Here is a 12806-nt window from a genome sequence, read left to right as displayed (position 1 = left end):
GGTCCTGTCTCGTCGTGCCCGCCCCGGCGGTCCGGGCGCGGGAGGATCGGGTGGCGGGTCAGCCGGGGAGGGTGCCGGCGTACATCACGTCGAGGTGCCAGGGCCGGAACCCCAGCGCCTCGTACAGCCGCATCGCGGCGGCGTTGTCCCCGTCCACGTAGAGCATGACCTCGTCGAGCCCCTGCCGGGCGAGGTGGTTGACGCCGGCGGCGGTCAGCGCCCGGCCCAGCCCCGTGCCCTGGTGCCCGGGGGCCACGCCCACGGCGTACACCTCGCCGAGGGGACCGCGCTCGGCGTCGGCGGCGTGGACCTTGGTCCAGTGGAAGCCGGCCACGGTCCCGGGCTCGTCCTCCCGGACGGCGAGCAGGAAGCCGGCGGCGTCGAACCACGGCTCGGCCTCCCGCTGCCGGAGGTCGTCGAGGGTCATCCTGCCCTGCTCCGGGTGCTCGGCGAAGGCGGCCGCGTTGACCCGCAGCCACTCCTGCTCGTCGCGGCCGGGCTCGAACGCCCGCAGGCGGAAGCCCTCGGGCATCGCCTCCGGGAGGGGCAGGTCCGCCGCGCCGCGCAGGGGGCGCAGCAGCCGATGCAGGTCCCGCACGGGGGCCAGGCCGTGCCGGGCGGCGAGCGCGGCGGCGGCGGGGTGCCCGCCGTGCGCCCAGGCGCGCACCGTGCCGGTGGTCCCGGCGGCCACGGCGCCGGCCAGCGCCGCGCCGATCCCGGCGCCGCGGTGGGAGGGGCCGACCACGAGCTCCACGAGGTGGGCGCCGTCGGGCTCGGGCACGCGCACGGCGGCGCCGAGGAGCTCCCCCTCGCGCGAGCGCGCCAGGACGGTGCGGACCCGGCCGTCGCGCGCCGAGCGCAGGTCCACCAGGGTCTGGTCGGAGAACGGCGGGTCGCCGTCCGCGGCCGCGGCGCGGGACGCGAGCGCCACGATCTCCTCGGCCGGCGGGACGTCCGGGCGGTCGAGGTCGTACGGCACGGAACGGGACATGGGGACCTCCTGCGGAACGGGATGGGGCGCACGGACCGGGTCGGGAGGTGCTCAGCCCTCCCGGGCCCGCGTCGTGGCGAAGCTGTAGCCCACGTTACGCACCGTGGTGATCAGGTGCTCGTGGTCCGCACCCAGCTTGGCGCGCAGGCGCCGCACGTGCACGTCCACGGTGCGGGTGCCGCCGTAGTAGTCGTAGCCCCAGACCTCGCTGAGCAGCTGGGCGCGGGTGAAGACCCGCCCCGAGTGCTGGGCCAGGTACTTCAGCAGCTCGAACTCCTTGTAGGTGAGGTTCAGGGGCTGGCCGTTGACGTGCGCGGAGTAGGCGGCGTCGTCGATGACCACGGAGCCCGCGCGGATGCGGGTGTCGTCCTCGGGGACCTCGGCCGTGCGGGAGGAGGCCAGGCGCAGCCGCGCCTCGACCTCCGCGGGGCCGGCGGTGTCGAGCACGACGTCGTCGACCATCCAGTTCGCGGCCACGGCCGCCATCCCGCCCTCGGTGAGAACCATCAGCAGCGGCGCGGCCAGACCCTTGGCCGTGAGCAGCTGCGCGAGGTTGCGGGCGGTGATCAGGTCGGTGCGCCCGTCCAGCAGGACCACGTCCGGGGACCGGCCGTCGAGGCTGCCGGACACGGTCCGCGTCGGGGCGACCGAGACCTTGTGGTTGAGCAGGTCGAGGGCCGGGAGCACCGATGCCGAAGGTCCGTCCGCGTCGGTCAGCATCAGGATCTGGAACACTCGTGCTTCTCCACTCTGGCGTACGGACTGAGCTGTCAGTATAGGTCCGGGCGGGCGACCGGCTCCGCGACCCCGCCGGTCCGGAGCGTCCCGCGGCCCGTGCCCGCCCGCACCCCGCGCCCGGTTCCCGGTCCTGCACCCGGTCCCGGCGCTCCGCCCGCGCTCCGCGGCGAGCCGCTATCGTTGCTCGTGTCCGCCCGGGCGCAGGTCCCGACCCCCGACAGTGCAGGAACCCGATCACCATGAGATACGCCATGATCGCCGCGTGCAGCGTGGCCGTGCTGGTGGCGGCCCTCGTGGCGGTCGCGGTCGCCGGGCCCGCGCCGCTGGTGCTGGCGCTGGGCATGTCCGTGGTCATCGGCTTCGGCTGGCCGGCGGCCACCGGCATCGCGGCGAGGCACCGCCACAACGTGATCATGACCGCCGCCGGCGTCGCCGCGGCCCTGCTCGTGCAGTTCCTGCCCGGCCAGCAGCTCGTGTGGCTGCCCGCCGTCGTCGGCGTGGCCCTCATGACGGTGTTCGCGGCGGAGCTGGTGCGCGGCGAGGGCGCCGAGCACCGGCTCGAGTCCGCGATCGCCTCCACGGCGGGCGTGCTGGCGGCGGTCAGCTCCTCCGGCTGGATCGCCCTGGCCGGCGACTACCGGGCCACGGGCCCGGACCCCGCCCTGCTCGTGGTGGTCGGCGCCGTCCTGGCCGCGCTGGTGGCCCTCGTGGGCGGGCGCGTCATCGCGGCGGCCCCGAAGAGCTCGCCCAAGCGGGGCGTCGTGGCCCTCGGCGTGACCCCCGTGGCGTTCCTCGGGGTGGGGGCCGTGTTCACTGCCCGGCTGGTGAGCACCGTGGTAGTTTAGGGCCATGCTTGCACTCGAAATCTTCTACCTCGCCCTGCTCGGCATCTCTGGCCTGTTCATCGCCGGGATCTCCCTGAAGGTGGTCCTCGGACTGTTCAAGGGACAGCACTAGTCCCGTGCCGATCGAGATCCCTTCGGATCTGCTGCCCGAGCTCGTCCCCTTCGCCTGGCTGCTGGGCACCTGGGAGGGCGACGGCTTCATGGGCTACGGCGAGGTCGAGCAGCGGCCGTTCCGGCAGCGCGTGACCTTCGAGCAGAACGGGCTGCCGTTCCTCGACTACCGGGCGCAGACCACACTCCTCGACGACGAGGGGCAGCCGATGCGCCCGGCCACCGTGGAACAGGGCTTCTGGCAGCTCGACCGCACCCTCGAGGACGGCGACGTGGGCCCCGGGATGCTCCCGCCGGACCTCGTGCCCGTGCTCCAGGGCGCCGAGGACGTGGAGCGGATGCGCAACGCGGACGGCGGCTTCGACGTCCTCGTGACCCTGACCCACCCCGGCGGCGTCGCCGAGCTCTACGCCGGGCAGATCAAGGGCCCGCGGATCGACCTCGCCACCGACGCCGTGATCCGCGCCCGCGGGGCCAAGGAGTACAGCTCCTCGACCCGCATGTACGGCCTGGTCCACGGCGACCTGTTCTGGGCCTGGGACATGGCCGCGCTCGGCGAGCCCCTGACCACCCACGCCTCCGCGCAGCTGCGGAAGATCGGCTGAGTTCCGTGACCGAGCACCGTTCCCCCCTGCTCCACCGGCCGGGCGCCGTCGAGGCCGAGGGCCTGGACCGCGGGGTGGCCGCCCACTACGGCGACCCGCTGCGCGAGCAGCGCTCCCTCGTGCGCACCCCCGGCACCGTGGTGGACCTCTCCCACAAGGGCGTCGTGACCGTCACCGGGCCCGACCGGCTCAGCTGGCTCACCACCCTCTCCTCCCAGGTGCTCACCGGGCTCGAGCCCGGGCGCAGCACCGAGACCCTCTTCCTGTCCGTGCAGGGGCGGATCGAGCACGCCCCCCACGTGGTGGACGACGGCACCAGCACCTGGCTGATCACCGAGGCCGACGAGACCGCGGCCCTGGTGGCGTGGCTCGAGCGCATGCGCTTCGCGCTGCGCGTCGAGATCGAGGACCGCACCGGGCAGTGGGCCGTGCTCGGCGCCACGGGCCCCGTGCCCGGCCTGCCCGCCACGGTCGTGTGGCGGGACCCCTGGCCCCACGTCGCCCCCGGCGGGTGGAGCTACGCCGTCCTCGACGGGCCCCACCCCGGCGAGGAGCGCACCTGGTGGGAGCACCTCGTGCCCCGCGACGAGCTCGACGCCCTGACCCTCGACCTCCCCCTCGCCGGCGCGTGGGCCGCCGAGGCGCTGCGGATCGCCGCGTGGCGCCCCCGCCTGGGCGCCGAGACGGACGAACGGACGATCCCGCACGAGCTCGACCTCCTGCGCACCGCCGTGCACCTGGCCAAGGGCTGCTACAAGGGCCAGGAGACCGTCGCACGGGTGCACAACCTCGGGCACCCGCCCCGCCGGCTGGTGCTGCTCGACCTCGACGGGTCGGAGCACACGCTGCCCGCCGCCGGGGCCGAGGTGGTCGCGGGGGAGCGCACGGTGGGGCGCGTCACCTCCGTGCAGCTCCACCACGAGCAGGGTCCCATCGCCCTGGCCGTGCTCAAGCGCACCGTCGATCCCGCCGCCGAGCTCGTCGTCACCGACGGCGAGCAGCGGTGGGCCGCGGCGCAGCAGGTCGTCGTGCCGCCGGACGCCGGGCAGGTGGTCGGCCGGCAGACGGGCTTCCTCCGCGGGCCCCGCCCCTGACCTCGCCGGACCCCGGGACTCCCGTCACCGACGTCCGCCCCGGGCCCCGGGCGGCGCGGACCCGCAGGCCTGACCGACCGGGGCCGCCGCCCGCCTCAGCGGCCGAAGAGGACGCGGGCCTCGTCCCAGCGGTCCTGGGGAACGGTCTTGAGCCCCTCGAGGGCCTCGGCGAAGTCGACGCGGACCATGTCGGTGCCGCGGATGGCGACCATCCGCCCCCACTGCTTCTCGTGCACGAGGTCGACCACGGACATCCCGAAGCGGGTGGCGAGCACGCGGTCGAAGCCCGTGGGGGCGCCCCCGCGCTGGATGTGCCCGAGCGTGGTGTTGCGGGTCTCGATGCCGGTGAGGCGCTCGATCTCCTGCGTGACGTACTCCCCGATCCCGCCCAGGCGCGGACGGCCGTCGGCCTCGGTGCCCTTCCCTGCGAGCACGTCCTCCCGGTCCTCGGGGATGAACCCCTCCGCGACGACCACCAGCGGGGAGCGGCCGCGGTCGTAGACCTCCTGCACCCAAGCGCAGACCTGGTCCATGGAGACCTTCTGCTCCGGGATCAGCACCGCGTGCGCGCCGGCGGACATGCCCGAGTGCAGCGCGATCCACCCGACGTGGCGGCCCATGACCTCGGCGACCATGCACCGGTGGTGGGACTCCCCGGTGGTGCGCAGCCGGTCCATGGCGTCGGTGGCGATGGACACGGCCGTGTCGAAGCCGAAGGTGTAGTCCGTGGCCTGCAGGTCGTTGTCGATGGTCTTGGGCACCCCCACCACGGGCAGCCCGGCGTCGGCCAGGCGCTTGGCGCCGGCCAGGGTGCCCTCCCCGCCGATGGCCACGATCGCGTCCACCGCGTGGCGCTCGAGCATCACCCCGATGTTCTCCGGCCCGCCTCCGGGCCCGGAGTAGGGGTTCGTGCGGGAGGTGCCGAGGATGGTCCCGCCCTCCCGGGCGAGGCCGCGGACCCGGGTGCGGGGCAGGTCCATGATGTCGCCCTCGAGCACCCCGCGCCAGCCGTCGCGGAAGCCCACGAACTCGTGGCCGTAGGTCTTGATCCCGTGCAGCACGGCGCCGCGGATCACCGCGTTGAGTCCGGGGCAGTCCCCGCCGCTGGTCAGCAGTCCGATCTTCATTCGTACAGTCTCCTCCGGGTGGGCGGGGCGTGCGTGGCGGCCGGACGTGCGCCGGCACGCCCAGTCTAGTGAGTCCGGGCCCGGGCGGCAGGGCCGGGCCCGGCCGTGTTGGCCCCCGGCGCCGCCCGCCGGCCTGCGGCCTAGACTTCCGGGAAGGGGGCCCCGACGGGCCCGGAAGGAGGGGTGGCGTTGAACACGGACAAGGAACCGGCCCGGGAGAACCTGCGGGAGTTCATCGACAAGCTAGTCGACCAGGGGTACACGGTGCGGGACGGGCAGTCCCCGGACCCGGATCTCATCGATCCCGGGGGATCGGCCGTGGAGACCTGGCGGGAGGACTACCCGTACGACGAGCGGCTGTCGCGCGAGGAGTACGAGCTCGAGAAGTACCAGCTGCAGATCGAGCTGCTGAAGTTCCAGTACTGGGGCCAGGACCACGACCTCCAGCACGTCATCGTGTTCGAGGGCCGGGACGCCGCCGGCAAGGGCGGGACGATCAAGCGGTTCACCGAGCACCTCAACCCGCGCGCCGCCCGGGTGGTGGCCCTGACGAAGCCCTCGGACCGGGAGCGGGGCCAGTGGTACTTCCAGCGCTACATCCAGCACCTGCCCACGGCGGGGGAGATCGTGATGTTCGACCGCTCCTGGTACAACCGCGCCAACGTCGAGCGCGTCATGGGCTTCTGCACGGACCCGCAGTACGAGCAGTTCATGGCCCAGGCGCCCGTCTTCGAGAAGATGCTCGTGGACTCCGGCATCCACCTCACCAAGTTCTGGTTCTCCGTGACCCAGCACGAGCAGCGCACCCGGTTCGCGATCCGCCAGATCGACCCCGTGCGCCGGTGGAAGCTCTCGCCCATGGACCTGGCGTCCCTGGACCGGTGGGAGGACTACACCGAGGCGAAGGAGGAGATGTTCCTGCGCACGGACACCGACCACGCCCCGTGGATCACGGTGAAGTCCAACGACAAGAAGCGCGCCCGGCTCAACGCGATGCGCTTCTTCCTGGACCAGTTCGACTACGAGGACAAGGACCCGGACGTGGTCTATCCCCCCGACCCGCTGATCGTGCGCCGCGGCCTGGAGGCCGTCGGCGACTGAGGTGCGGCCCGGGGACGCGGGACGACGACGGCGCCGCCCGTCCCCTTCCGGGGGCGGGCGGCGCCGGTGCGCGGCGGTCGCGGCTCAGCGGCCGGGGCGGTCCACCAGGACGGTGTTGGCGGCGGCGTTGACGGCGGTCACGGCCAGGACCGACGGCCAGGCCCCGATCCGCCGGGCCAGCGGGTGGGAGAGCCCGAAGCCCAGGACGTAGAGCGCGCCGAGCGCCGCCGTGGTGCCCGGCCCGCCGCGGTGCCACCACGTGTGGGCGGCCGCCGCGCCGGCCGCGGCCAGCACCGCCCCGCCCAGGGGGCGGACGCCGGTCGCCCGGGCGGTGGCGTACCCGCCGATCAGCCCGGCGCTCACGAGCGCCGCCGCGGGCACCTGCTCCGCCGCGGCCACGGCGGTGTCCCGGGCGTCCGTCGCGGCGCTCACGCGGCGCCGCCCAGGTACTCCTGGAGCCGGCGCAGGCCCTCCGCGAGGTCGTCGTCGCCGAGGGCGTAGGACAGGCGCAGGAAGCCGGAGGGGCCGAACGCCTCGCCGGGCACCACGGCCACCTCCGCCTGCTCCAGGATCAGCTCGGCCAGCTCGGCGGAGGTCTGCGGCGTCGCGTCGCCGAAGCGCCGGCCGAGCAGGCCCCGCACGTCCGCGTAGGCGTAGAACGCGCCGGTCGGGGTGGGGCACTCCACGCCGTCGATGGCGTTGAGGGCCTCGACCATGACCCGGCGGCGGCGGTCGAAGGCCTCCCGCATCCGGTGGGCCTCGTCGAGCGGGCCGGACACGGCCGCCAGCGCGGCCCGCTGGGCCACGTTGTTGACGTTGGAGGTCAGGTGGGACTGCAGGTTCGTGGCCGCCTTGATGACGTCGGGGGCACCGATCATCCAGCCCACCCGCCAGCCGGTCATCGCGTACGTCTTGGCCACGCCGTTGAGGACGACCACGTTCTCGCCCAGCTCCGGCACGGCGGCGGCGATCGAGGTGAACGGCACGCCGTCGTAGGTGAGGTGCTGGTAGATCTCGTCGGTCAGCACGAAGATCCCCTTCTCCGCCGCCCAGCGGCCCACGGCCGCGGTCTCCTCGGGGGAGTACACGGCGCCCGTGGGGTTCGACGGCGAGCAGAACAGCAGGGCCTTGGTGCGCTCGGTCCACGCCGCCTCGAGCAGCTCGGGGGTGACCTTGTAGCCGAGCTCCGGTCCGGCGAAGACCTCGACCGGGTTGCCCCCGGCGAGCTTGATGGCCTCGGGGTAGGTGGTCCAGTACGGGGCGGGCAGCAGGACGTCGTCGCCCTCGTCCACGACCGTCGCGAAGGCCTGGAACACGGCCTGCTTGCCGCCGTTGGTGACGAGCACCTGGGAGGGCTCCACCGCGTAGCCGTCGTCCCGGGCGGTCTGCTCGGCCACCGCCCTGCGCAGCTCGGGCAGGCCCGCGGCCGGCGTGTACCGGAAGTTCGCCGGGTCCTGCAGGGCGGCCGCGGCGGCGTCCACGATGTACTGGGGGGTCGGGAAGTCGGGCTCCCCGGCGCCGAAGCCGATCACGGGCCGGCCGGCGGCCTTGAGGGCCTTCGCCTTCGCGTCCACGGCGAGCGTCGCGGACTCTGCGATGGCGCCGACGCGCCGGGAGATGCGGGACGTGGTCATGACCGGGGGCCTCCTGGAGGGGAACGGGCGGTCTCCGCCGGGTGCGGGGACGGCGGTGCGGACGCCCCCATGCTACTCGGGCGTCCGCACCGCGGGCCCGGCGCCCCGGCGGCCGCGCCCGCCCGGATTGCACCCCGCCGCCCGGGTCGCCTAGGATGGACGACTGGTGTCATCGGCGCCTGCTCGGCCGCGCCGTCACGGCGGGACCGGATGGTAGAGTCGGTGACCGGGTCCGAGCGATCGAGACCGGCGTCCCCACGCCGGCCGAGGCCGCGAGGCACGTAGGGCAGTGGCGCAATTGGTAGCGCAGCGGTCTCCAAAACCGCAGGTTGCAGGTTCGAGTCCTGTCTGCCCTGCTCCAGTCCGGGGTGGTCTCCGGCACCCCCACGGGGGTGCCGGGAGCCGCCGCGGCGACGGCGGGCCGGCAGCACTGCGCGGCACGCACGAGTCCACACAGGGAGAGCCGATGTCGCAGACCACCGCCGGCCGCGCGTCGGGCCAGCCCCCGGAGCAGGGCGCGGAGAGCCCCCGCGGCGTCTTCGGGCGCCTGTTCCTGTTCCTGCGCCAGGTCGTCGGCGAGCTCCGGAAGGTGGTCACCCCCACCCGGCGCGAACTGGTCAACTACGTCCTGGTCGTCCTCGTGTTCGTCGCGTTCATGATGGTGCTCATCTCGGTCCTGGACCTGGCGTTCGGCCAGGCCGCCCTGTGGATCTTCGGGCAGGGGGACGCCGCCGGCTGATCCGGGCGGCGCACGGACCGGCGCGGCCGGCCACCGTGACCCAGCAGAGCACGACATCCACGAAAGAACTTTGAGGGAGATCCAGTGACCGAGCACGAGCTCGAAAACGGCACCGAGGCACCGGCCGAGGTCGACCAGCAGGCTCCGGAGCTGCCGGAGGCCGAGACCTCCGTGCAGGAGGACGACTTCGCGGCCGCCCACGACCCGGAGCACGCCCCGGTCGCCGACGAGGCTCCCGCCGCGCCCGCCGACGAGGAGGCCCCGCTCGAGGCGGAGGCCCCGGCCGACGAGGAGGCCCCCGCGGCCGAGGACGAGGCGCCCGCCGTGGACCCCGTCGAGGAGTTCAAGTCGAAGCTGCGCCGCCAGGAGGGTGACTGGTACGTCATCCACACCTACGCCGGCTACGAGAACCGCGTGAAGACGAACCTCGAGACCCGCATCCAGTCCCTCAACATGGAGGACGACATCTTCCAGATCGAGGTGCCGATGGAGGAGGTCGTCGAGATCAAGAACGCCCAGCGCAAGATCGTGCGCCGGGTGCGGATCCCGGGCTACGTGCTGGTGCGCATGAACCTCACCGACGCCTCCTGGGGCGCGGTCCGCCACACCCCGGGCGTCACCGGCTTCGTCGGCCAGGACGCCTACAACCCGGTGCCGCTGCGCCTCGACGAGGTCTTCGAGATGCTCAACCCGGTCTTCGAGGCGCCGCAGGGCGCGGGGGCCGAGTCCTCCGCCCAGCCCAGCGCGCAGCCGCAGATCGACGTCGACTTCGAGGTCGGCGAGTCCGTCATCGTCAAGGAGGGCCCCTTCGAGACCCTCCCCGCCACGATCTCCGAGATCAAGGTGGAGTCCCAGCAGCTGGTCGTCCTCGTGTCGATCTTCGAGCGCGAGACCCCCGTCACCCTCGGCTTCAATCAGGTCTCCAAGATCTGAGCCCCGCGGGCCGCTCCGGCCCGCCCCAGTTCCCGGCCCCGCGGTGCATGCTTCGCCGCCGGGCCGCCCGGCCGCCGCGCCACGGCGGCCACCCGCCGTCGTACGCTCCTGTGCGCCGGTACGTCCAGCAGAAGAAGGACCAGCACATGGCTCCCAAGAAGAAGAAGGTCTCCGGCCTGATCAAGCTGCAGATCCAGGCAGGCGCCGCCAACCCGGCTCCTCCCGTGGGTCCGGCCCTCGGTCAGCACGGCGTCAACATCATGGAATTCTGCAAGGCCTACAACGCGGCCACGGAGTCCCAGCGCGGCAACATCGTGCCCGTGGAGATCACGGTCTACGAGGACCGCTCGTTCACCTTCGTCACGAAGACCCCGCCCGCCGCGCAGCTGATCAAGAAGGCCGCCGGCGTCGCCAAGGGCTCGGGTGTCCCGCACACCCAGAAGGTCGGCAAGCTCAGCATGGACCAGGTCCGCGAGATCGCCGAGACCAAGAAGGAAGACCTCAACGCCAACGACATCGACGCCGCCGCGAAAATCATCGCCGGCACCGCCCGCTCCATGGGCATCGAGGTCGAGTGACCAGCCTCGGCTGATCACCACCCACCGTTATTGACGTGGCAGGGCCGAGCGCGGCCCGCAGACCACAACTGCACAAGGAGAAGAAGCAGATGGCAAAGCGCAGCAAGGCATACCAGGCGGCCGCCGCCAAGATCGACGCGGGCACGCTGTACGCCCCGGCCGAGGCCGTGGCCCTGGCCAAGGAGCTCGACACCGCGAAGACCGACTCCACCGTGGAGGTCGTCCTCCGCCTCGGTGTCGACCCCCGCAAGGCCGACCAGATGGTCCGCGGCACCGTGAACCTGCCCAACGGCACCGGCAAGACCGCCCGCGTCGTCGTCTTCGCGACCGGCGACAAGGCCGCCGCCGCGGAGGAGGCCGGAGCGGACTACGTCGGCTCCGACGACCTGATCGCCCGCATCCAGGGCGGCTGGACCGACTTCGACGCCGCCGTGGCCACCCCGGACATGATGGGCAAGGTCGGCCGGCTGGGCAAGGTCCTCGGCCCCCGCAACCTGATGCCGAACCCCAAGACCGGCACCGTCACCATGGACGTGACCAAGGCCGTCAACGACATCAAGGGCGGCAAGATCGACTTCCGCGTCGACAAGCACTCGAACCTGCACTTCATCGTGGGCAAGACGTCCTTCGAGCTCGAGAAGCTGGCGGAGAACTACGGCGCCGCCCTCGAGGAGATCCTGCGCCTGAAGCCCTCCGCGTCGAAGGGCCGCTACATCACGAAGGCGACCGTCTCGACCACGTTCGGACCGGGCATCCCGGTCGACCCGAACGCCACCGAGGTCGTCGTCGGCGCCTGACGCCGTGCACCGGAGCCCGCGGGGCTCCGACGGGTGGGGGCCCGGCCGATGCGGCCGGGCCCCTTCCCGTCCGACGGGACCATTCCTCCCACGACCCAGCAGCCGGCGGGCGTCCGCCGGCGCCCACGGAACGGAGACCCCCCACGTGAGCGAGCACCCCCCGGTGCGCATCGAGCAGATGCGCATCCCCGACGAGTTCGACGACGCCGCGCAGGAGCTGCTGGGGCGCGTCGCGGAGCTCGTGCGCCGGTCCCGGCAGCACGTGTGGGGGATCTCGGACCTCACCGGTGACGCCCAGGAGCTCTACCGGGACCTGCTGGACCCCTTCGAGCGCGTGGTCGTCCTGCTGGCGTGGGCCGGGGACCGGCTCGCGGGACGGGCCGAGGTGCGGATGCCCCTGGTCACGCTCACCGACTCCGCCCACATCACCGTCGACGTGGACCCCGACGTCACCTCGCAGGGCACCGGCAGCGAGCTGCTGGCCGCCGCCGAGCAGCTCGCCGTGGGCGAATCCCGCCGGCACCTGCGGATCCAGACCGAGCACCCCGGCCCCGAGGAGATCCAGGGCGACGGCAGCGTCACCGGGGTCTTCCCGCTGGTCACGCCCGGGATGGTCGAGTGGGTGGACGCCGCCGACGGCTCGGGCCGGCTGCCCGTGTCCAACCGGCAGACCCGCTTCGCCCTCAGCGCCGGCTACCGGCTCGAGTCGGTCAGCGACTTCGGGGTGCTGGACGTCCCCCTGCCGCCCGAGCGCGTCGCGGCCCTGCTGGACGAGGTCGCGGCCTCGCCGGCGCAGGAGCCATACCGGATCCACGTCTGGAGCGGCCCGGCCCCCGAGGACCGGCTCGACGAGCTCGCCGCCCTGCACTCGCGCATGGCGACCGACTCGTTCCTGGCCCCCGTGGCCGCCGCCGAGCCCGAGCCCTGGGACGCCGAGCGCGTGCGGCGCACCGAGCAGCTGCGCGCCGAGGCGGGCAACCTCTCGCTCGTGGCCGTCGCCGAGCACGAGCCCACCGGACGCCTCGTCGGGATGACCGAGATCGTCCTGGCGGGGGAGGAGCCGCCGATCGGGATGCAGGACGAGACCGTGGTCCTGCGCGAGCACCGCCGCCGGTGGCTCGCCACCCGGCTGAAGCTGGCCAACCTGCAGCAGCTCGAGCGGCTGGCCCCGAGCGTGCGCACCGTCTACTCCTGGAGCCACAGCGGCGACGACCGGATGAGCCGGGTCAACGCCCGGCTGGGCTTCCGCGTGGCCGGGCGCAGCGGCGTGTGGGCCCGCGACTTCCCCTCCGCCTGAGCCGGGTCCCGGACCGTCCCGGAGCCGATTTGGCCGCGTCGGGGGCCTCCGGTACCCTGGGAGACACCAAAGACCGCCGGTCGTGGTCCCCCTGCCCCGTGCGCCCCGTTTCGGAGCGCACGAAGCGGGAGGACAGCCGTAAGAGTTCCGCCAGGAACCGCCAGCGCAGGTGAACCAGCACAGCGAGCACGTCCCGTCCTGCACGGGGTGCGACGC

The 12806-nt window shown here is 73.4% G+C and carries 14 protein-coding genes and 1 tRNA gene; 10 read left to right on the top strand and 5 right to left on the bottom strand.

Annotation, left to right across the window (positions count from 1 at the left end; translation table 11 throughout):
* Window positions 1-58 precede the first annotated feature (58 nt).
* Window positions 59-991 carry a mycothiol synthase gene (gene mshD, locus RF640_RS04000; RefSeq protein ID WP_017834239.1) on the bottom strand — a complete coding sequence of 311 codons (933 nt, stop codon included), beginning with the start codon at window positions 989-991 and terminating at the stop codon, window positions 59-61.
* 51 nt (window positions 992-1042) lie between these two features.
* The gene (locus RF640_RS03995) at window positions 1043-1726 is read right to left on the bottom strand and encodes a response regulator transcription factor (RefSeq protein ID WP_017834238.1); all 684 of its coding nucleotides are present in this window, start codon (window positions 1724-1726) and stop codon (window positions 1043-1045) included.
* A 242-nt stretch (window positions 1727-1968) separates the two neighbouring features.
* Between RF640_RS03995 and RF640_RS03990 the strand changes: the two genes are divergently transcribed.
* The 3 genes from RF640_RS03990 to RF640_RS03980 all read left to right on the top strand — a co-directional run bounded on the left by RF640_RS03990 (window position 1969) and on the right by RF640_RS03980 (window position 4384).
* The gene (locus RF640_RS03990; RefSeq protein WP_031283389.1) at window positions 1969-2574 is read left to right on the top strand and encodes a hypothetical protein; all 606 of its coding nucleotides are present in this window, start codon (window positions 1969-1971) and stop codon (window positions 2572-2574) included.
* Between the two features lie 116 nt (window positions 2575-2690).
* Window positions 2691-3290: an FABP family protein gene (locus tag RF640_RS03985; protein ID WP_017834235.1), complete on the top strand. Its 600-nt coding sequence runs from the start codon at window positions 2691-2693 to the stop codon at window positions 3288-3290.
* Window positions 3287-4384 carry a folate-binding protein YgfZ gene (locus RF640_RS03980; protein WP_109222006.1) on the top strand — a complete coding sequence of 366 codons (1098 nt, stop codon included), beginning with the start codon at window positions 3287-3289 and terminating at the stop codon, window positions 4382-4384. Before RF640_RS03985 ends, RF640_RS03980 begins: the two co-directional genes overlap by 4 nt.
* Window positions 4385-4479: 95 nt before the next feature.
* Here RF640_RS03980 and RF640_RS03975 read toward each other — a convergent pair whose 3' ends face one another.
* A complete protein-coding gene (locus RF640_RS03975) occupies window positions 4480-5511 on the bottom strand; it encodes a 6-phosphofructokinase (protein WP_017834233.1) in 1032 nt (343 codons plus the stop codon).
* A gap of 189 nt (window positions 5512-5700) precedes the next feature.
* On the opposite strand from RF640_RS03975, the gene ppk2 reads away from it, so the two are divergent.
* Complete coding sequence (gene ppk2 / locus RF640_RS03970; RefSeq protein ID WP_035924909.1) at window positions 5701-6612, top strand: polyphosphate kinase 2; 912 nt, start codon at window positions 5701-5703, stop codon at window positions 6610-6612.
* A gap of 84 nt (window positions 6613-6696) precedes the next feature.
* Here ppk2 and RF640_RS03965 read toward each other — a convergent pair whose 3' ends face one another.
* Both RF640_RS03965 and RF640_RS03960 read right to left on the bottom strand, forming a co-directional pair.
* Window positions 6697-7044 (bottom strand): hypothetical protein, encoded by a 348-nt coding sequence (locus RF640_RS03965; RefSeq protein ID WP_017834232.1) that lies wholly within the window; start codon window positions 7042-7044, stop codon window positions 6697-6699.
* Window positions 7041-8246 carry a pyridoxal phosphate-dependent aminotransferase gene (locus RF640_RS03960; RefSeq protein WP_144836158.1) on the bottom strand — a complete coding sequence of 402 codons (1206 nt, stop codon included), beginning with the start codon at window positions 8244-8246 and terminating at the stop codon, window positions 7041-7043. The genes RF640_RS03965 and RF640_RS03960 overlap by 4 nt, the downstream gene beginning before the upstream one ends.
* Before the next feature lie 283 nt (window positions 8247-8529).
* On the opposite strand from RF640_RS03960, the gene RF640_RS03955 reads away from it, so the two are divergent.
* The 6 genes from RF640_RS03955 to RF640_RS03930 all read left to right on the top strand — a co-directional run bounded on the left by RF640_RS03955 (window position 8530) and on the right by RF640_RS03930 (window position 12590).
* Window positions 8530-8602 (top strand) — tRNA-Trp (locus RF640_RS03955).
* A 110-nt stretch (window positions 8603-8712) separates the two neighbouring features.
* Window positions 8713-8985: a preprotein translocase subunit SecE gene (gene secE, locus RF640_RS03950; protein WP_017833270.1), complete on the top strand. Its 273-nt coding sequence runs from the start codon at window positions 8713-8715 to the stop codon at window positions 8983-8985.
* Between the two features lie 84 nt (window positions 8986-9069).
* Window positions 9070-9918 (top strand): transcription termination/antitermination protein NusG, encoded by an 849-nt coding sequence (nusG, locus tag RF640_RS03945; protein ID WP_017833271.1) that lies wholly within the window; start codon window positions 9070-9072, stop codon window positions 9916-9918.
* Window positions 9919-10064: 146 nt separating this feature from the next.
* Window positions 10065-10496 carry a 50S ribosomal protein L11 gene (rplK, locus tag RF640_RS03940; RefSeq protein ID WP_017833272.1) on the top strand — a complete coding sequence of 144 codons (432 nt, stop codon included), beginning with the start codon at window positions 10065-10067 and terminating at the stop codon, window positions 10494-10496.
* Between the two features lie 89 nt (window positions 10497-10585).
* Window positions 10586-11293: a 50S ribosomal protein L1 gene (gene rplA, locus RF640_RS03935; RefSeq protein ID WP_017833273.1), complete on the top strand. Its 708-nt coding sequence runs from the start codon at window positions 10586-10588 to the stop codon at window positions 11291-11293.
* Between the two features lie 145 nt (window positions 11294-11438).
* Window positions 11439-12590, top strand: a complete 1152-nt coding sequence (locus RF640_RS03930) for a GNAT family N-acetyltransferase (RefSeq protein ID WP_035924897.1) — start codon at window positions 11439-11441, stop codon at window positions 12588-12590.
* Window positions 12591-12806: the final 216 nt, after the last annotated feature.

Origin of the sequence: Kocuria sp. CPCC 205231, assembly GCF_040980965.1 — a bacterium.
GTDB classification, from domain to species: Bacteria; Actinomycetota; Actinomycetes; order Actinomycetales; family Micrococcaceae; genus Kocuria; species Kocuria rosea.
This window is presented reverse-complemented; position numbering and strand designations above follow the sequence as displayed.

Bases quoted from the DNA above. Each gene is read 5' to 3' on its own strand.
- secE (WP_017833270.1), top strand. From the start codon at position 8,713: ATGTCGCAGACCACCGCCGGCCGCGCGTCGGGCCAGCCCCCGGAGCAG.
- mshD (WP_017834239.1), bottom strand. From the start codon at position 991: ATGTCCCGTTCCGTGCCGTACGACCTCGACCGCCCGGACGTCCCGCCG.
- rplA (WP_017833273.1), top strand. From the start codon at position 10,586: ATGGCAAAGCGCAGCAAGGCATACCAGGCGGCCGCCGCCAAGATCGAC.
- RF640_RS03990 (WP_031283389.1), top strand. From the start codon at position 1,969: ATGAGATACGCCATGATCGCCGCGTGCAGCGTGGCCGTGCTGGTGGCG.
- RF640_RS03975 (WP_017834233.1), bottom strand. From the start codon at position 5,511: ATGAAGATCGGACTGCTGACCAGCGGCGGGGACTGCCCCGGACTCAAC.
- RF640_RS03960 (WP_144836158.1), bottom strand. From the start codon at position 8,246: ATGACCACGTCCCGCATCTCCCGGCGCGTCGGCGCCATCGCAGAGTCC.
- rplK (WP_017833272.1), top strand. From the start codon at position 10,065: ATGGCTCCCAAGAAGAAGAAGGTCTCCGGCCTGATCAAGCTGCAGATC.